The organism is Pseudomonas sp. NPDC008258 (genome assembly GCF_042956345.1).
Lineage (GTDB): Bacteria > Pseudomonadota > Gammaproteobacteria > Pseudomonadales > Pseudomonadaceae > Aquipseudomonas.
In genome coordinates this window covers 1-17,902 of sequence record NZ_JBIBGE010000043.1, presented here as the reverse complement: position 1 = coordinate 17,902, position 17,902 = coordinate 1, and the positions used below count along the sequence as shown (strand labels likewise).

Annotated in this window: 14 protein-coding genes; all 14 read right to left on the bottom strand. The window is 59.8% G+C overall.

What is annotated here, in order from left to right; genetic code table 11:
* Nucleotides 1–58: 58 nt before the first annotated feature.
* Nucleotides 59–1,201, bottom strand: a complete 1,143-nt coding sequence (locus ACFY9W_RS25900; protein ID WP_391136685.1) for an OmpA family protein — start codon at nt 1,199–1,201, stop codon at nt 59–61.
* A gap of 23 nt (nt 1,202–1,224) precedes the next feature.
* Nucleotides 1,225–1,665 (bottom strand): type VI secretion system baseplate subunit TssE, encoded by a 441-nt coding sequence (gene tssE, locus ACFY9W_RS25895; RefSeq protein WP_391136682.1) that lies wholly within the window; start codon nt 1,663–1,665, stop codon nt 1,225–1,227.
* A 3-nt stretch (nt 1,666–1,668) separates the two neighbouring features.
* The gene (gene tssJ, locus ACFY9W_RS25890; RefSeq protein WP_391136679.1) at nt 1,669–2,205 is read right to left on the bottom strand and encodes a type VI secretion system lipoprotein TssJ; all 537 of its coding nucleotides are present in this window, start codon (nt 2,203–2,205) and stop codon (nt 1,669–1,671) included.
* Nucleotides 2,186–3,283 carry a type VI secretion system baseplate subunit TssG gene (gene tssG / locus ACFY9W_RS25885; protein ID WP_391136676.1) on the bottom strand — a complete coding sequence of 366 codons (1,098 nt, stop codon included), beginning with the start codon at nt 3,281–3,283 and terminating at the stop codon, nt 2,186–2,188. The genes tssJ and tssG overlap by 20 nt, the downstream gene beginning before the upstream one ends.
* Complete coding sequence (tssF, locus tag ACFY9W_RS25880; protein WP_391136759.1) at nt 3,247–4,974, bottom strand: type VI secretion system baseplate subunit TssF; 1,728 nt, start codon at nt 4,972–4,974, stop codon at nt 3,247–3,249. Before tssF ends, tssG begins: the two co-directional genes overlap by 37 nt.
* A 66-nt stretch (nt 4,975–5,040) precedes the next feature.
* Entirely contained in the window at nt 5,041–6,615 is a 1,575-nt protein-coding gene (gene tssA / locus ACFY9W_RS25875; RefSeq protein ID WP_391136673.1) for a type VI secretion system protein TssA, read from the bottom strand.
* Entirely contained in the window at nt 6,612–9,902 is a 3,291-nt protein-coding gene (locus tag ACFY9W_RS25870; RefSeq protein ID WP_391136670.1) for an ImcF-related family protein, read from the bottom strand. Before ACFY9W_RS25870 ends, tssA begins: the two co-directional genes overlap by 4 nt.
* A gap of 4 nt (nt 9,903–9,906) precedes the next feature.
* Nucleotides 9,907–11,118, bottom strand: a complete 1,212-nt coding sequence (locus tag ACFY9W_RS25865) for a hypothetical protein (protein WP_391136667.1) — start codon at nt 11,116–11,118, stop codon at nt 9,907–9,909.
* Between the two features lies 1 nt (nt 11,119).
* The gene (locus ACFY9W_RS25860) at nt 11,120–11,383 is read right to left on the bottom strand and encodes a PAAR domain-containing protein (RefSeq protein WP_391136664.1); all 264 of its coding nucleotides are present in this window, start codon (nt 11,381–11,383) and stop codon (nt 11,120–11,122) included.
* Nucleotides 11,384–11,414: 31 nt separating this feature from the next.
* On the bottom strand, nt 11,415–12,113 hold the full coding sequence (locus ACFY9W_RS25855; protein WP_391136661.1) for a DUF3592 domain-containing protein: 699 nt from the start codon (nt 12,111–12,113) through the stop codon (nt 11,415–11,417).
* Nucleotides 12,114–12,446: 333 nt separating this feature from the next.
* A complete protein-coding gene (locus ACFY9W_RS25850; RefSeq protein ID WP_391136658.1) occupies nt 12,447–13,442 on the bottom strand; it encodes an SUMF1/EgtB/PvdO family nonheme iron enzyme in 996 nt (331 codons plus the stop codon).
* A 154-nt stretch (nt 13,443–13,596) separates the two neighbouring features.
* A complete protein-coding gene (locus tag ACFY9W_RS25845; RefSeq protein ID WP_391136656.1) occupies nt 13,597–14,640 on the bottom strand; it encodes an SUMF1/EgtB/PvdO family nonheme iron enzyme in 1,044 nt (347 codons plus the stop codon).
* Complete coding sequence (locus tag ACFY9W_RS25840; protein WP_391136653.1) at nt 14,637–16,952, bottom strand: hypothetical protein; 2,316 nt, start codon at nt 16,950–16,952, stop codon at nt 14,637–14,639. The genes ACFY9W_RS25845 and ACFY9W_RS25840 overlap by 4 nt, the downstream gene beginning before the upstream one ends.
* 2 nt (nt 16,953–16,954) lie before the next feature.
* Nucleotides 16,955–17,890, bottom strand: coding sequence for a DUF2345 domain-containing protein (locus ACFY9W_RS25835; RefSeq protein WP_391136756.1), 936 nt, complete (start codon nt 17,888–17,890; stop codon nt 16,955–16,957).
* Between the last annotated feature and the right edge of the window lie 12 nt (nt 17,891–17,902).

Below are 17,902 nucleotides of genomic sequence, written 5' to 3'. Positions count from 1 at the left end.
TGCCCGCGGTGGTAGTTATACCTGCATGCCTAAGGCGAACCCTTTGGCTGGTGGTGTACTACGAGGGTGAGGCCGGGGTGACGAGACTTTCGAGCTCCGCACACGCACCTGCCTCAGGGACCAGACGAATGTCGACCCGGCGATTTTCTGCACGGCCTGCCAGTGTTTCGTTGCTCGCCAGTGGCTGGTTGGCGGCATGCCCTTGCACGGCGAAGCAGCTGTCTGGCAGGTCGCCCATGGCTTGCATCCACTCACGTACTGCGGATGCGCGTGCATGGGACAACGCCAGATTGTTGTCGAAGTCGCCACTGGGGTCTGCATGCCCGGCGATGATAATCAGCCAGCCCGGCCTGGCCTTGATGTCGACCAGTGCATTGACCAACAGTTTGGTCGAGCCCGGCCTGAGTTCAGCACTACCAGCGTCGAACAAATTCAGACTATCGAGCTGCACCGGCTGCGGGAGCGGGACTTGGCGGGAGCGTTCGGCGATCCACAGTTGCCAGGCCCACCCACCCGCCAATGCCATGCACACGACCAGCGTGAGTAGCCACCACACGCCCGTTCTGCGCCTGGGCTGCGGCTCGATAACAAAGGTATAGGCAGGCGAGTGCCAGGGCGGCGACGCCACATAGGAAGTGTCAACTGCCTGCCCCAGGATCGGCAGCGCAATACTCGACGCTTGTACCCCAGCCGTTTGCTGCAGTACATGTTCCACATGGCTGCGCAGCGCATGCAGCGTGGCCAAAGGAACAGGCACAAGACTGATCAACTGATGCTCCAGCCGGCCTAGCTCGATTGCCAGGTATTTCAACGCTGACAAGTTGGCCGGGCTCCACTGTGCCACGCGCAAAATCGGCTGCAACCGGGCAAACAGTTCACTGAGCAGATCCAGACGTGCAGACACCTGCGCCGGCCACAATCCCTGCCACTGGTCAAGCAATGCTGCAATCAACGCAAGCCCTTCGCTCATACCTGCCAGGCCATGGCGGTAGCTGCGCGCCATGACCAGGGCTACGGCTGTTTGCAGCTCTGCTCCATTGAGCTCGAACAACCTCAAGCACACGTTTTCCACCCGGCCCCAGTCCACGTCCGGGCAGGCCGGGTGGTTCAGCTTTACCAGCTCCTGGCGCAGCGCCCTGGTCTCATCGAAACCCTGTGGGTCACCGCCAAGGCGAACGCGCATTTCGAACAGCGCCGTCATCGGTTCTCCTTTCACATTGATCATCACGGCCTGGGCAGGTAGCCCTGCCGCTTCAGGTGACGCACCACCACTCGCCCCTCTGGCGCCAAGGTGGTGCCAAACGTGACGTGCCTGCCATCGCTGAGCTGCAGGTCCATGGCGTACTCAAGATGCCCCGGCAGCGCCTGAGGCAACAGTTCGATATCGACTGCAGCGACGCGCGGCTCGTACTTCAGCAAGGCGCTGGCCATGGTGCTCTTCAGGGTATGCGCCGATCCCGGCAACCCTTGCAGCACGGTGCCCATATCGGGCAGGCCGTAGTCCGGCAAATGGGCCAGCGCCCCCGCACGGCTGTTGAGAATGCGCTGCAGATTATCCAGCACCGACAAAGTGTGCTGGTCTTGCTCTGCGACCGTGTGCAGCTCCAGTTCGCCGCTGAAGTTCTGCAATAGCACTTCGTAGAGCGAGGGGTTCAGCTCAGGCATCGTCTACTCCCCTGCCTGCCTGCGCAGGCTCAGGCGGTTGTCGTCAAGTACCACCAGGCGTGGCACGTCGGGGTGCAGGTCATTGCGGCTCAACACCAGCCGCCAGTCATCGGCCTGGGTATCGGGGGAATGCAACAAAGCAACCACTGCCACGAACGCCGCTTCTTTATCCAGCGGTATGCTCAACTGCGCAGCTTCGCCCGGCCTGATAACCATGGCCCGCTCGCTCAGCAGGTCGGTGCGAAATGCCTGATCACCCTGGTCCATCAAGTCGTCATAACTGATTTTGTCCAGCGCCTGGCGATCACGCAGCTGGTACACCCGCAGCAGGGTTGCCACCGACAAGCCGCCCATGTTTGCCCGGTCGCTGTTCATTGGCTGACGGCCATCGAAGTCCAGGTGCAGTGTCTTCACTTGCTTGTAAAAAATGGCATCGGTAGCCGATGCCGCGCTATCGGTCACGGTTTGCAGCACCCCGCATGCACTTAACGCTGAGGCCAATGCACACAGGGCGGTGAAGTTAATAACGGTACGCCACATGCTGTACCTCCCGGCTGTGAGGGTTGCAGAGCAGGCCGTCATAGCGGCCCAGGTTGAGTGTGATTACCGCGTGCGTCCCTGAAGCCCGAGCGGTCGCCTTCAGGCCCAGGACGGCGGTCATGCCGAGCAGTACGTTCCCGCCCCCAAGTACCGGAGCGGGCAGCAGATGCAACGGCAACGCCAGTTGCAGCTTTGCCGTGCAGCGCCACCCCAGATACACCTCCAGCAGTACCAGCAGGTCACTGTGCAGATGGCCGCCTGGCAGCCAGCCAAGCGCTTCTTGCGGGTGGCTTGTATACAAGGCCAGGTGCAGCTGACTGTTGGCATCCCACCCCACGGCGCCCAATAGCGCACCCTGTGCCAGGCTTACCGGGTGGCTCGCGGACAAGCTTGCGGGGCGTTCAAGCAGCACCTTTTTCACGCAATGACCGTGAATGCTGGCGCGCGTATTGGGCGCCAGCAGCTTGACCAGTGCGCAGATGCCTTCGCCGTTGCGGGTGGGCAGGCGCATCACGCTGAGCAACGCCAGAAAGCGCGAGATCGGCGTTGCAATGCGCCCGGCGGTACCGGGTATGCCGAGCCCGATCAACCCCAGCAGGCATTGCGAAGTGGCATCGCAGCCACCCGCCGCGTATGTGGCCGGGTAGGAGTACTTGCGCCAGATCCGGTAGAACTGGGTGAACAGTCGGTGATTGAAGATATCCAGAAAAGCCTCGACCGCTTCATGCCCTTCGCGGCGCTGGGCAATGTCGTCCAGGTAGGCCGAGGGCAATGGCGAATCAACCCCGTACAGGCCCAGCAAGCGGGTGCGCACTGTCACTGGCCCGTGCGGGCAGGCAGGGTCAATCTCCAGCGCCCTCACTTCACCCGCCGGGAACCCCATGCCCGGGTCTGGCCGGAAGCGCACCGGGTCGTCCCCCGGGTGGGCCGTGCTGCCCAACAACGCGCGCCCCGGCAGAGCCTGCTCCAGGACCTGACACAGCCGGTAAAGGTTGGCCTTGGCCACCCGCCCTTGCAGCGCACGCAGTATCGTTTCGGCCTCTAGCCGGGAATTCTCTGGCTGGCGTTTTCGCTCCATCGCAGGCACCTCCGGTCAGGTTGCAAGATCAAGGTGAGCTGAGTGCACAAATGAATATCGGCATACAGTGCGAAAAAGCGGTTGAGCATTTCACCGAACAGGCTGATGTCCCCGTCCCCCGCAAAACCGTTGCTATCCAGGGTGACTTCAATGTCTACGCCACGCACCAGGAAGCCCTTTTCGAACCGCTGGATCAGGTGATGCCGAACCTCGACGATGGCCTCCAGCCGGCGCCGGTTCATTTCACTGTTGGTCCATTCGTAAAGGGCAAGCGTGCCGCGCAACACTTCGGCACTGGCGAGCATTGGCAGGAAGTTGGAGCCCAGATGGCTGAGCACCCGCCAGTGGAAGCGGTCGCGACTGGGTGGGTAGCACGGCAAGGTGGGGGCGCACAGGCTGCGGACCCGCAGCGCGGTCTGGGCGGCTTGCGCCGCCGTGTCGAGCAAGGTGCTTTGCAAGGCTTTGCGTGGCAGTTGCCCATTGGTGCCGGTCAATTGCAGCGACAGGCTTTCGCGTTCGTTCAAGGTGTCCTGGTCAAAACCCTGCCCACCCAAAATCAGCCAGGTGTCGTGCAAGCCATTGGCAGCACGGCGCAAACGTGTATGGAAGTAGCGCTCGGGGGCTTCCTCGCGCAGCATGCCACCGCGGTGACGAAAGCTGGTGAAGGGGACGAAGTCTTGTTTGGCTGCCGCCTTCGACCCGGTCACCCGGTCGACCGAGTAGATTTCGGTATGGCCATCCTGCAGGCGCATGGGCCGCAAGAGGTACTCGCTTTGCAAAGGCTCCAGCATCAACGGGTCGGCTTCCAGCGGAAACAGGTTGATGACCGGCACCGCATGCAACCGAATGTGCTCGACACTGGGTACAAATGCTGCCTTCCAGGCTTCGGCGAGCACCACTTCAACCTCGAACCATGGTGCTTTGGCGGGTAGCTCAAGGTGCTCCAGCCCCTTCAGGCGCACGAACATGAACTTCTCGCGAAAGGTGAAGTACTCCAGCAGCAACTGGTAGCCACTGAATGCGCTGTCACCTTTGGGCCACAGGCGGTCCTCGTCAGCGAACCCTTTGGCCGCGAAATGGCCATTGAACGGGCGGCGCCCTGCCTGCCCCGCCACACGGACGTACAACGCCTGGGCGTTGAGCGTGAGGGCCTGGTGCAGGGTGCTGGTCAGGGCGACATCGCCGCACAGGTAGAGGGGCAAGTTGCCGAGGTCCATGTCCCCCCAGCCCGTCAGTGCACCACAGGCAAAGCGCAAACGCAGCAAGGCACGCCCGTCCGGTTCATGGTCCAGGCGTACCGACGCCAGCGCCAGTGGCTGCAGCTTCACCGCCTGGGTGGTGGTGTAGCGGCAACGGGTACGTTGCGGCCCGACCGGGCGGGACAGCACCTGAAAACCCTTGGCGATCACTTCGCTGGCCTTCATGGCATCGACATCCGCCACCAGCTCGACAATGGACAGCGACGGGATGGTGCGCAGGTAATGCGGCCACAACAGGCTCACCAGGCCCTCGGTAAGCTCCGGCAAGTCATCGTCGAGCTTTTCACGCAGGCGCCCCATCAGAAAGGCAAAACCCTCGAACAAGCGCTCTACATACGGGTCGTCCGCGCCGGGCTTGTCCAGGTTCAAGTGAGCCGCCCGGTCGGGAAATGCCTGGGCAAATTCCTTGCCGGCTTCCCGCAAATAGCGCATCTCGGCATCAAAGTAGCGCAGGGTCAGGTTGTCATCGTTACTCAACGTGTCACTCCTTGTAGGGTTTCAGCCGCACAGCACTGCGGCACGCACAGGGTCCAGTGCAACCAGCGCAGCCAGCTGCGCCTCCATCTGCCTGGCCAAGGCTGGCCTGTCGGCATCGTTGCGCTGCGCTTTGAGGCGCAGCAGTTTGAGCAGGCGCGCCTTGACCTCGAAGCACAGCGCCGGCTCCCACTCAGCCAGCGCATGGCATTGCGCGCTGGCATCGAGGTTGCCGAACAGGTTCAGGGCCAGCTCGTGCTTGCCGTATTGCTCGGCCACCCGCGCCATCACCAGGCGCAATTGCCAGCGCTCACGGCCGCTATACGGTTCTGGCCGGGCAGCCAGCCACGCCAGCGCCTGCTCCACGCCCTGTGTGTCGGCCTGGGCCAATGCTTCGTGCTCCAACGCCAGCACATCGTTGGCGACCTGCGCAGGGGCAACCGCAGCGGCTGGCAACCACTGCGGGGCCGGGCTGGCGCTGACGTGCTGGTTGATCCAGTCACGGGTGGTTTCATCAGCGAAGGCTGCCCCGTCGCTCCAGTGCAGCGCCTCCAGCCCTGGCAGGCGTTGCAGCAGTAAGCCGAGGTCATGTTTGATCACGTTCGCCCACGTGCTGTGTGGCGCTGGCAACTTGCTCAGTGCCTGGTACAGGTACCACTGCAAGTCCAGCCAGAAATGGTTGACCCCCTCGGCATACAGGCGCTCGGCCTGCTCCAGCAGTTCGCTCCAGTTCTGCTGCACATGCAGGCGCTGCAAGCGGGCGCGATATTCGCCGCGAGGTGGCGCCAGGCGGGTGATGCCGTTGCCGTCCTGGGCGGGTAGCTGATGCACGGTGTCCCAGCGCAGGCTTTTCATCAGGCGGTGTGCGGCCAGCCATCCGTCAGGCTGGTCTCGCAGGTAGCACGCCAGGTTGCGGGCGCTGTCGAGCAGGTCGCGCCCGGACTTTATCGTCACCGCCCCCGGGGGCTCGGTGGCGCTACTGGCGCTGGTCTGCGGAACCACCGCATCGATACCACCGGCCTGTACCAACCGGGCGGCCAAGGCGTTATGCAATGGTGCCAGGTGCGGCCGATGCGCTTGCGGCCAGGCGCCCAGGGCGCTGTCCAGCCATACCAGTGCCGCCACGGTACGCTCCGCCTCGGCCTTGTCCACTTGCGGGTACCGCGCCAAGCTATCGAGCACCTTGCTGCCAGCCAGCCATTCCAGGGCCGCCTTGCGTGCAGTGGGGCGCACCGGCAACACATCGCTGGCAAAGCGCTCGACCAACGCCGCCAACAGGCCCAGGCCATCCGCCAGGCCCGCCTCACCGTCCTTGTGCAGCCGGGCCCACAGGTAGTAGGTGGCTACGCGCAGGTCCTTGCTGGTGGTATGCAACAGGGTGCGTGCCGATTGCACCACCCGTTCCACATCAGCACCAGAAAGCTTGTCGACCTCTTCACGCATGCGCTGGAAGTCGTCTTCATAGCCCGGGTCCGCCCCCACCGGCGACGCACCCGGCACAGGCTGCAACCAGGGCTCCCAGCACTGCGCATGCTGGCGGGCGATCAACAAGGCGCCACCACCTGGCAGGCAACGCTCGACCAGCTTCTGCAGGCTCATGGCGTGCCCTCGTTTTGTGCGTAGCGTTGTGGTTGGTCCCCCTCCAGCAGAAACACCTGCTGCGGCAGGGTGAAGTCCCGAAGCTTGAGCAATGCCAGCGGCCCTGCGCCGAACTCGGTGCGCAGGTCCCAGGTCAGGTTGAGGCCATCGGGGGCCTTGAGCTGCAGCTTGTACTGGCTGTCGGCCGCATCCATCGGCGTCAGCTGCGCCTGCTCCAGCAGGCGGATCAGCCCCCAGGTGCCCTGGTTGTAGGCGAACAACCGCTCGCCGTCGAACACGCTGGTCCAGGTCAGGCTCACGCCAGGCCCGTTGCTCTGGCCCGGCCAGGTGAAGCGTTGCCAGCGTTCGCGCTGGTTGTAGTAGTGGTGTTTCTCACCATTGAGTATGAAGGTGGTCTGCACCACATCACGCACCGGCTTGCCGCGCAGCTCGAAATTCACCGCCATGCCGCCCTCGGTGAACAGCACATCCGCCAGTTCACCCAGCTGGTTGACCGCGCTGAGGAACGCCGGGTTGAAGCGCAGGCCCTGGCTGTTGCGCGGCTCGGCGACCCAGCGCCGGCCCTCCTTGCGCAGCAGGCCATTGAGTTGCTGGTGCAGAAAACGTTCGATGCGCCCGGTATCGGCGCGGATCAGCTTGCCGAGCATGGGCAGCGAGGCATCGCTGCTGGTCACGGCGAACGGGTAACGCCCGGCGAAGGCGTTGTCCCAGTCGTCGACGATCGCCCGCTGCCAGTCGCGGTTAAGCCCAGCCGCGGATGGCTGCAGCACGCGTTGCCAGGCCTGGTCCAGCGGCTGCACGAACAGCGTCTGCGCCGCCCTGCCCCACTCGGCACCCAGGCTGGCGGCGATCAGGCTGCCGTAAGACCGGGTCTCGACCAGGTCGACGCGTTTGCCCTGGAATACGCTCTGCGCCAGGGCCTGGGTCATGGCTTGCGGGTCAGGTGCATCGGCGATCTGTTGCAGCTTCAGGCGCACGCTGGTGACCTGGGTAAGAAAGGCCTGCAAGCTGAGGCTACTGTCGCCTGGCTGGCCGTTTGCGCGCTTGCCCAGCAAGCCCAGCAACGGGCCGAAGGTGCCGTCCAGCGGGCCACCATCGGTTGCCAAGGGCTGACCGCTCACCGCCGTCCGATCCTGGCCGATCAGGTTCTGTGCAGACTGGATCAGCGTGTCTGCCAGGGCCTGGCCACGGATACCCGCCTGCCCCTGGTAGGCCAGGGTGTTCATCAGCGCAATCAGTGGGGACTGGCGGTTGTCGCTCATCAGCGTCAACTGGCTGATCGCCTCATCCAGCGTGGCGCCCTTGCGCCAGCGCAGGCTGTTGAGAAACGCCAGCCAGGCCTTGCCGTAGTCGTTGAAGTAACGCGCCGTAAGCCGCTCGCGCAGTTGCTCGGGGCTGAGCGCGCGGGTGATGTCACTGGGGTTGTCGCTCAGCACCCAGTCGATCTCTTCGCGGCGGGCTTTGGCGGCCGTTTCGATGGCCTCACGTACCTGGCCCTCCCAGGCTTGGCGGGTGAACGCACCGGGGACGCTGGCGGTGGTGGCGAACAGCGGGCTTGCATCGGTATCACCGACCATGTGCTGCAGGGCCAGGGCCGGGTAATGGTTGGTGGCGGTGTCCAGCGCTTGCTGGTACAGGCTGGTTTCAGCGTTGCGCTGGCCGAGTTGGGTGAGCAGGATCTGCCGCACCTGGGCGATCAGCCTGGCATCGGCCGCGATCGCCCAGCCCGGGTTGGCGGGCAGGCGTTCGGCGTAGAACGACCACAGGCCGGGCTCATTCTTGCCCAGGGTCTGCACCAGGAAATCCGCATCGCTTTTTTCGGGGCGGGCCAGCATCAGGTAGGCCTTGAGCTGGGTGTAGGCTTGCTGGGTACGCTGGGCGCGTTCGGCGCTGCCCGGTGGCAGCTTCACCAACGCGCTGAGCTGCGCTTGCAGGCTGGCGGCGGCCGGGTCGCGCACCTGCTGCTGCACGGCTTGCACGTAGTGCGGCCAGGCGGCATCGCGCAAGGCGCGGGTGCGGTCCAGGCCGAACCGGTAGTACCACGGGGCGCCGTGTTCGGCGCGGTAGTCCAGGCGGGAGATATCGAGGCTGAGGTCACGCAGGGTGGCCAGGGGGTCGGTGCCTTCGTGCGGTTGTTGCAGCGCTGCCAGCGCCTGGTCGATGCGCTGGGTTTCGGCACGGTTGGTGATGAAGGACAACAGCAGGCCGGCGCACCACAGGGCAGCGAAGCTCAATGTCACCACATAGGCGGCACGGCCTGCGGCCCACCCTAGCCGCCGGGGCCTGAGGGTTTCATCGCCAAGCACGGCTTGCCACATGCGGGCTGGAACCCAATGATGGTCAGCGGTGGCGGTATTATTGGCAATCGGCAGGCTGAACCACAGACCGCGCAGGTTGGCCTCCGATCCTCTGGCCAACGCAGCGAGCGCAGGCTGCCAGAACCCGGTACACGCAACCTTCAAGTCGAGTGAAAGGCGCAACAGAAAGTCCTGGTCGAATACCCCGGCCATCTGCTCCAGCCCCAATCGACGCGCCTGCTCCACGAGCTGATCCAGGCTGGTATGGAACTGCTGCGGCGTGACCCCTTGGGCAAACACGCAGCCAGTCGAGGGCATCACACTGGAGTCTTGCGGCCATGCACTTTGGCAAACCTGCCAGAGGTGAACCGGCATGTGCCAGCGTAAGGACCTGGCCAGTTTTCGCAAACGATGGGCACCGGTGTCCATGACGGTGTTGTTTGCAATGGACGCTCGGGTGACGGCCCAGATGACACCATCAAGGCCGCGCCGGGATAGCAGCGCCTGCACGTTATCGGGTAGAGCCGCCTCCTCCCCCGCGCCAGGGTTTGGGCCGTGCACCAGCAACGCGCCACCACCCTCCAGCCAGCGCTGTTCGACCAGGCCTGGGGCCACAGCTTCAACGCATTCTGGCTCCCCGACAACCAACAGCACACGCACCTTGCGCCGCCAGAAATAGCCATAATGGCTGCGCAGAACCGCCTCGACGTCATCCGCGTCGGGCTCACTGGCGAGCGGCGCGGCCAACCACTGCACCAATGGCTTGGTCAGCCGAGCGTTGAAGTCCAGGGTGGCCAGCCGCCTTATCGTCAGGGCCCCCAGGCTGTCCAGCAGCAGTATCAGCATGCAGGCCGCCAGCAACCCGGCAGTCCACTTGAATTGGTCGTGTTCGTTGCTGATCGAGACAATCGGGTTCTGCACCCAGATCAATATCCCGCCCACAACCGCCAGGCATAAAACCGCCAGCCAGACACTCCGTTGTTTTTTCATAAGCTTATTCGCCCTGTCGACGCGCCACCGGGCGAACCACCACCCCGTGCACGGTCTGGTCCTGGATCACCACTAGCTGGGGCTGAGCGTCAGTGACCGCTTGCTCACCCGCAACGATGATGCCGATGTTGCCCACTGCCTCAGCGGGCCTGCCCAATACGCCATCGAGGTGCAGGCACTGTTGCCTGTCGATCGTCCGCCCGGCCTTGGCCATTTCAAGGTTCATGCTGGCGAGCTGATCGGTGCACAGCTGCAACTGCCAGATGAAGTACGTTTCGCTCGGGTCTTCCATTCGCCCCCAGCGCATGACCGCCGACCAAGGGCTGCCGCCCTCCAGCATCATGGCCGGGCGATGCACCCAGGCCTGCGGCTCCAGCGCGTGCTTGTCGCAAAACTCCGGCAGCGCCAGCAACACCGCACTCACAGACTCGCATTGGGTGTCTACCGGGTGCTTGAACACGTTGATTTCAAGGGACAGCACCGCACCAGCGCCGCCCGGGGTGTCCAGCCATTCATCCAGCCACAGCAGGCCATCGTCCTGCGTGGCGAAGTGCACCTCTTCCCGCTGGGCATCATGGGTTACGCATGCCCGCCAGGCAGCCAGCAACGCTGCATCGGGCAGTGTCGAGTCATGCCTGATGCGCACGCGCAAGCGCCCCAGGCGTGTCACCTGGTCAAGGTCTTGCTGCAGCGTTGCCAGCACCTGGCGCATAAAACAGCGCAACCGTTGCTGGTATTCATTTGCCGTATGTTGCTGCGCCACGGGCACCAGTTGACTGCACCGCGACACACCTCGCGAAGCGCCCAGGTACACCGGCTGCAGGGGTGCACTGCCACGGCGCAGTGCGCCGGCCAACTGCCTGCTGCCCGCTGGCGTGCAGTAGGCGCTGGCCAATAATCCCACGGCGCGCTGGCCCTGCTGGGTCAAACGGTGCAGGTGATCGAGACGCTGCTGGTTCCAGCGTTGCGCGTAGTCCCGCTGCCGCTCGTACATCAGCCCGCGAAGCGCCAGGCTCAACAGCCCGACCGTCGCCGGCAACACCGCCACGCAGCACCAGTACCACAGCGACCCGCGCTGCAAATGCGCCGGCCAGAACAGCACCACCAGGCCGCTGCCCAGCGCCGCGCACAGCAGCGTGATGACCACCCAGCGGCGCTTACCGGGAGGCCCCGGCGGCGTGAGCTTCGCGGGTAGGTCGTCCAGGGTAATCGGCATGTCAGCTCCTCCCGGCCTTGGGCAACGAACTGATCAGGTTGCAGCCGCACTCACAGCGGTGCCCGTCCAGGGCAATCGGGCGACCTTTGCGGGTCGAGCCCGGGTCACCCTCGGCGATTTTGTTGGGCCCATGGCCCGGCAGCGGGCAAAATACCGCGTCGCCTACTGCGGCAACCTCGCGGCCGTCGAACAGCATGCCCGGCTGCGCTGACGTGACTTCACCGCCAGAACTGAGTTTGTCACCGATACGAATGACACCTTTCATGTTGACCTCCTGGGTTTTTTTGATAGTGGAGTCAGGCTACCGATTTGGGCAGGAAAGAAAGATCAAGGTATGACTTGTTGGGGTCGCGGTGATTGATCACAGCCCGGACCGTATCCTCGGCAAGATAAGGCGCAGGGTTGAAATAGATTTCGTCGCTTATCAATTCATGTAACTGATTGGTCTTTGGGTCACGCCAGTGGCAGATCACGACAAAGGGGTGCTGGCCGTCGACAGTAATGCGGTGATCGCATACCAGATGGTAAATATCCGCTTCCACTTCCTCCTCTACTTCCTCGCTGCACTGTTGGAAGTCGTAAGGGCTGGAAAGTGATCGACGCCGCTTCCTTACCATGAGCCAGCCTATCAGTGTGAATAGGCTGCCTAGCGCAAGCGGGTCTACCACGTTTTCCCATAGGTGCTTGAAGTCTTTGAGTTTTGCGACTTGCGAGTCATTCTTCAAAAATACCAACTCGACGTGGTCACCCATCGCATAGGCCGATGAGTTGCTGACTGACGAAGTGAATTCTACTGCCGAGCTAGTGTGGTCCAAAAATCGCACTCGCAGCTTTACCTGGTCGCCTGTATCTGACGATTCCAAAGCAATCACTCTTCCAGTAGTAGTGGTCGAATGCGTTAAAAAATCTTTGGTTTTCATATAGTGGCTCGCACCTACCAGAAGCAACCCCAAGCCCACCAATAGCACAAAAGCTGAAAAATACTTTAATGCCATATACTCCTCCTACCCTAGGCACAATTGCCTGATTATCACTACCCAGCACACTGCAAAAAGAGCTGCCCACGTGGAACCATTGATGAGTGGCCGCGGATCCGGTTCGGCTTTCTAACTGCATCAGTACCACATTACTCTTTACCCAACCCAACTCAGCACCGAAATAACCCATCAGGCATCCCGCCCCCTACTTAAACCACACTCACCACATCGTTGAACAACATTTCGGCGTCTGGCTAAATTGAGGTTTACAGGATCATCCACACCTCACAATTCAACCTGAACTGAGTGGCACGGAGCTATTGACGACGCAGCGAGCGGTTTTATCAATAATCATGCGTATATCTTTATCCCGAAATATACTTTTCGTAGTAGCATCAGGGGGGGGGGGGGGTTGTATCGGCGCCGAACATTAAATCCGCCTCCCCATCGCGCATCAGCAACGTCAACTCCACGCATGACTTTGGCATACTTGTTAGCCGTCTCTTCTCCTTTATATACAGGTGCAAGCGGCCCCTTTGGGTCCATCACAGGGGAGGTGCGGTAATAGTCTGGATCATACCAGTCACTAACCCACTCAAAGCCGTTGTCAGACATTGCATACATTCCCAATGGATTGGGTGGATATTGATCAACCGGGAGTGATGTCAGACCGTCAACCTTCCAGCCCAATGCTTTGGCAAACTCTTCTCGGTCTCTGATCGTAGATATATTGACACCTTCAGGCCCTCCGCTTCCGTCACGGTTATACAAGTCATCGGTTATCTTGTAAGTACCATCATCCGTGGCAACCGCAATAAATTGCCCTCTGCTTCGAGCGGCGTACTCCCATTGGGCCTCAGTAGGCAGTGAGAATGGAAGACCACTCACCGTGCCTAGCCAGCTGCAGTATTTGTCGGCCTCATACCAGTCGATATGTGCAGGCAGCTTAGGATGACTGCGCATGCGCTTGGAGTTTGTGTATTCTGCAATTTTATCCTCCACACCATCAAAAGGCAGCTGGTTTGCCAGCAAGTAAAAACCATATTCCTCATTCGTCACTTTGAATTTCGAAATGGAAAAACTACTTAACTCCACTTCATGAAGCGGCTTACTGTTCACATTGGCGTCATACTGGATTCCCTCCGTTCCATACTCGGCACCAAAATCCCCCATCAGGTATTTACCACCATCAACAAACACTTGCCGCCCAAGGACCTTCTCAATAAAAGCTTCAAGCTGTTTAGAATCCACTTGCGGAGCAGAAACCAAATTATTTTCGTCCTTCTGATCGCATCCACCAAGATTTGTAGCAACCACAACTAACCCGATACTCAAATATTTCTTCATGCCTCTTTCCACCCGAAGTCAAACTCACCACAACCAAGGCCAAAGCTGCATCACTCAGAAAAACTGTGACTAACGCCATACTTCATCTTTTAGCATTCCGTTCTATTCATCGCAAAATGCCATTTCGCTCCGTCACATCCGCAAACCTGACGCCCTAACCTCTATTGACAGGAATAGGGCTGTTTACAACGCAGCGAGCGGTTTTATCAGTAATTATGCGTATATCTTTATCCCGAAATATACTTTTCGTAATAGCATCAGGGGGATTGTATCGGCGCCGAACATTAAACCCGCCTCCCCATCGCGCATCAGCAACGTCAACTCCTCGCATCACTTTGGCATACTTGTTAGCCGTTTCTTCTCCTTTATATACAGGCGCAAGCGGCCCCTTTGGGTCCATCACAGGGGAAGTGCGGTAATAGTCTGGATCATACCAGTCACTAACCCACTCAAAGCCGTTGTCAGACATTGCATACATCCCCAATGGATTGGGTGGATATTGATCAACCGGGAGTGATATCAGACTATCAACTTTCCAACCCATTGCTTTGACGAACTCTTTTCTATCCCTAGTCGTCGAAATATTGATACCTTGAGGCCCTCCACTTCCGTCACGGTTATACAACTCATCGGTGATCTTGTAAGTACCATCATCCGTGGCGACCGCAAGAAATTGCCCTCTGCTCCGAGCGGCGTACTCCCATTGGGCTTCAGTAGGCAGTGAGAATGGAAGACCACTTACAGCGCCAAGCCAGCTACAGTATTGTTCAGCCTCGTACCAGTCGACGTGTGCAGGCAGTTTTTTTTCACTGCGCATGAGCATGAAATACTTATAGTCCACACCTTCATCCCCGACATGCACTAGCGGCAACTGGTTAGCCATCAAATAAAATTGATACTCCTCATTTGTCACCTTAAATTTCGACATGGAAAAGCTAGTAAGCTCCACCTCATGAAGCGGCTTACTGTTAATATTGGCATCATATTGAATTTTTTCCGACCCATAGTCAGCACCGAAATCCCCCATCAGGTACTTACCACCTTCAACATATACTTGGCGATCAATAACATTCTCAATGAATACTGCAAGCTTTTCAGGATCCACTTGCGGAACAGCCACACCACTTTGGACCTCTTGGCCACAGCCACCGAGAACAGCAACCACCATGAGAAGTTTAAGATTCAAATTTCTCGTCATACCTCCCTCCACCTAAAATCAAACTCACCGAAGCCAGGACCAAACTTGCAGCGATCAGGGAAATTGGGATTAACGCCGTAATTCAGCCTGTAGTATTCGGTGTTATTCATAACGAGCGCATACCCCCAACTGCTTTCCAACCTGATACTTCTTCGGATGGCATAAAGCTCCCCTTTCGCCTTGCGAAGATCATCGTCGCGATCGAACCCAATTTGTAGAAACTCCACCAAACTCTGCTCTTGCTTTTCCTCTACAGTTGCCTCATCCCCCTCGCCTGCCTGACTACTCCCATCAATTGTCACGCGGCAAAGTACCTTCCTCCATTCCACAATAGTTTGAATACTTCTCAAAACCCAAATCACTGCTTCTTTACGCCGCTGAAATAAATCAGGGACAAGGTTTGACCCCATATTATCAGGATCCATATAATCCAGCTTACCGTGTCTAGTCAGCAGATATATCAAGATCCCCTTTGCTTCCGGGGTATAGGCAAGCAATTCAAACCGACGAGAAATTGTATTTTTCGCCAACGCATTTCTTCGATGAGAGGCTGCAACCCTATACTTATAACTACCAGCAAACTCAACCAAGTCTTCAGATAATTTACGAGATACACCCAATAGATTTTCGGCATAGCTTGCATATTTCACATAGACATCAAATACTGGATCCACCAGGCTAATCACAGATGTTTTGCTATAAATAGCAAATGCAACTTCATCAACAATAGAAAAGAACCCATAATCCAACCGATGAAGCTGATACACCAACCAAGCACCAAACTCCAAAATCGAGTTAGTACCCACCTCAAAAATAAGCCCGCCCTTCGCCCCGTAGCCCCAGCACAAGCTCGCAGCCACATGAAAGCAAAACTTGCCGTTAATAAAGGTGCAGTAAAACTTTCCACCCGCGCCAACGCCTGCCAACCCAGCAATATTCGGCGCAATCGTGCAAAAGTCTGTGAACTCGCCACTGGACTTCAGCATCCCTGCTGTCCAGTGCTCCGGATCGATCGGCCCTGCCGGTTTCAGCCACTGCAAGCTACCCTTCAGGCTGCCTTGCACCCGAGCACCAGCAAACGCCTCACCGGTTAGCTTCAGGCCTTCGTCCTCGGCCTCCATCTGCTGGTGAAACACCTTTGCTTTGGTGCGCCGTGTTTCGAAGCGCGGCAGCCGCCCGCCCGGCTGGCCGGCCAGCAGCTGTTTGTCGCCGTTGACCACTACCTGCAACTGGCCTTCCAGCACCACCGATCCGCCGATGAAACCGGTCAGCTCCGGCTCGATCAACAAGCGCAGCCGGCCCATGTCGAAGGTTTGGCCATCACCGTGGGCGTAGGCCAGCGACCAGCCCAGACGATCCGGAACGTAGGCCTGGGCGCCAACCGTTGCCGAGGCGATGGAGAAGCTGGCCTTGCCATCTACATTGACCGCTGCCTGGCCCTTGGCGGGGTCGAACTCGGCACTGGCGCCCACATTGGAAACCAGGCGCATGAACTGGGCACCGGCCGAAAAATCGATGTTCTCGCTACCAAACAGTGCGCCGCTGGTCGTTGCACTTTCGTTCCAGCTGTCCGCCCAGTCGAAGAGCGTGATGTCCTTTTGCAAGTCCTCCGGATTGAAGTCAGCACCGCTCCACTTCAGCACGTCGGCCAGTTCGAGCTTCAGCTTTGACCACTCCAGGCTCTGCAACTGTTGCCGTAACAGCTGCGTGTCAATGCGGGTGTTGCCGCGTTTGTCCTTGCGGATAAAACTTTGCTGGCCGGTTTTCTTGTCCTTGGCCTTGAGCGACTGGCTGCTCAGCTTTCCTCCCTGTTTGTTTTCGTCGTAAAAGCTCTTTTTGACATAGGCATAGCGAATGGGCTTCTTGCCCCGCTTGCCCTTGCTGTTCTGGCCGATGATCGGCAGCAGCTCGACCACATCTTCGTAGGCCATGCCGTTTTGCGAGAACGTGCCCAGCTTCTCGTGTATTGCCTTGCGCGTTTCATCGACACTGTCTTCGGCAGCGGCAATTGCGATTTCATGCTTGTCCCGCGCCAGCGCCGAAAGCCCTTGCTGCGAACCGGCGATATAAGCTTCAAGCACTTCCTGGTACCTGGCTTGCGCCTCGTGGAAGTTGCTGATGCTGGCCTGCATTCCGCGCCAGTGGGTTTCGAATCTGCCGGCTTCCATGCCGGCAAGGAATACAAGTTCCTCGGTATCGGGGCGGAAGTAACACTGCGCGGCTTTGTGGTAGGCAACTACCACGGTGCCTTCCCTGCTGGTCACCCCTTCTGCGTGCGGTGCTTCTACCGGGCTATCGTTGGTGGGCTTCATATTCACTCCATGATCAGTTTGAAAGACTGGGAATCGAGCCCGTGATGCGCCTGGGTGAAGCCCTCGCTGTCCGTTACGCCACGCACCACAGCGCCATCAGCGGTTTCAATGCGATAGGCAACATGCGGCCAGGGCTCACCGCTTGGGTCATCCCTTAACAGGAACTTGCCGAGGGTCGGCGTCTTGAACACCGGGTCTTGCAGCGACATTTCACCAAGTGCCTTGTCAAGGGACGCGGCGCCGCCCCACTGGACGTGGTCGTTGCGCAAGCGCAGTTCACCGGTGGCCCCTATTTCGATGGAGCCATCCTTCAGCTTTATGTAGGCGCCACGGCTGGTCAGGGTGATGCCTTGCGGTGCGTTCAGGACCATCTCTCCGTTCACGGCATTCACTGTCATGTTCTGGTTCGCTTCCAGGGTGACCGCGTCGCTCAGCGCCTTGATTTCCACCGGGCCACGCGCCGCGAAAAGTTTCAGCCCAAGCATTTGTGCAAACAGGCTGATGGCCTCCCCGGCAGCCACACAAAAACGCTGGCGAACAGTCAGTTCCGCACTGTCGCCAGCCGTTGCAATGAGGTTCGCATCCGTCGACAACTGCACGCTCTTCGGTGAGGTGAGGGCCATGCCAGCCGGCGCCGAGGCGACCAGGCCAGCTTCTTTCAGGCTGGCCAGTGCCTGACACAGGCCCCGCTGGGCTTGCACATCTGCCGCCATTGCCCCCGAGGCTTCCGCGCTCTGCGACAAGGTCGTGACGATATGAAGCGCGCTGTTGAGTTGCGCCAGTGCCTCGCCCATGCTCAGCACGTCGCCCTGCGCCTGAGGTTGCTGATCGGCACTGATGAAAATGCCCTTCCCTGCCCGAATCGCCCCCCACGCATCGCTGCGCAGCTCAAACCCTTCGCCGCGCCTGTCGCGCTTTGCGTCCACCACATGCCCCAGGTTCAGCTGGCT

What these genes read in the sequence shown, in the direction of transcription:
- ACFY9W_RS25840 (WP_391136653.1), bottom strand. Translation starts at nt 16,952, where the DNA reads ATGAAGCCCACCAACGATAGCCCGGTAGAAGCACCGCACGCAGAAGGG.
- tssF (WP_391136759.1), bottom strand. Translation starts at nt 4,974, where the DNA reads ATGCGCTATTTGCGGGAAGCCGGCAAGGAATTTGCCCAGGCATTTCCC.
- tssG (WP_391136676.1), bottom strand. Translation starts at nt 3,283, where the DNA reads ATGGAGCGAAAACGCCAGCCAGAGAATTCCCGGCTAGAGGCCGAAACG.
- ACFY9W_RS25850 (WP_391136658.1), bottom strand. Translation starts at nt 13,442, where the DNA reads ATGAAGAAATATTTGAGTATCGGGTTAGTTGTGGTTGCTACAAATCTT.
- tssE (WP_391136682.1), bottom strand. Translation starts at nt 1,665, where the DNA reads ATGCCTGAGCTGAACCCCTCGCTCTACGAAGTGCTATTGCAGAACTTC.
- ACFY9W_RS25865 (WP_391136667.1), bottom strand. Translation starts at nt 11,118, where the DNA reads ATGCCGATTACCCTGGACGACCTACCCGCGAAGCTCACGCCGCCGGGG.
- tssA (WP_391136673.1), bottom strand. Translation starts at nt 6,615, where the DNA reads ATGAGCCTGCAGAAGCTGGTCGAGCGTTGCCTGCCAGGTGGTGGCGCC.
- ACFY9W_RS25900 (WP_391136685.1), bottom strand. Translation starts at nt 1,201, where the DNA reads ATGACGGCGCTGTTCGAAATGCGCGTTCGCCTTGGCGGTGACCCACAG.
- ACFY9W_RS25860 (WP_391136664.1), bottom strand. Translation starts at nt 11,383, where the DNA reads ATGAAAGGTGTCATTCGTATCGGTGACAAACTCAGTTCTGGCGGTGAA.
- tssJ (WP_391136679.1), bottom strand. Translation starts at nt 2,205, where the DNA reads ATGTGGCGTACCGTTATTAACTTCACCGCCCTGTGTGCATTGGCCTCA.
- ACFY9W_RS25845 (WP_391136656.1), bottom strand. Translation starts at nt 14,640, where the DNA reads ATGACGAGAAATTTGAATCTTAAACTTCTCATGGTGGTTGCTGTTCTC.
- ACFY9W_RS25855 (WP_391136661.1), bottom strand. Translation starts at nt 12,113, where the DNA reads ATGGCATTAAAGTATTTTTCAGCTTTTGTGCTATTGGTGGGCTTGGGG.
- ACFY9W_RS25870 (WP_391136670.1), bottom strand. Translation starts at nt 9,902, where the DNA reads ATGAAAAAACAACGGAGTGTCTGGCTGGCGGTTTTATGCCTGGCGGTT.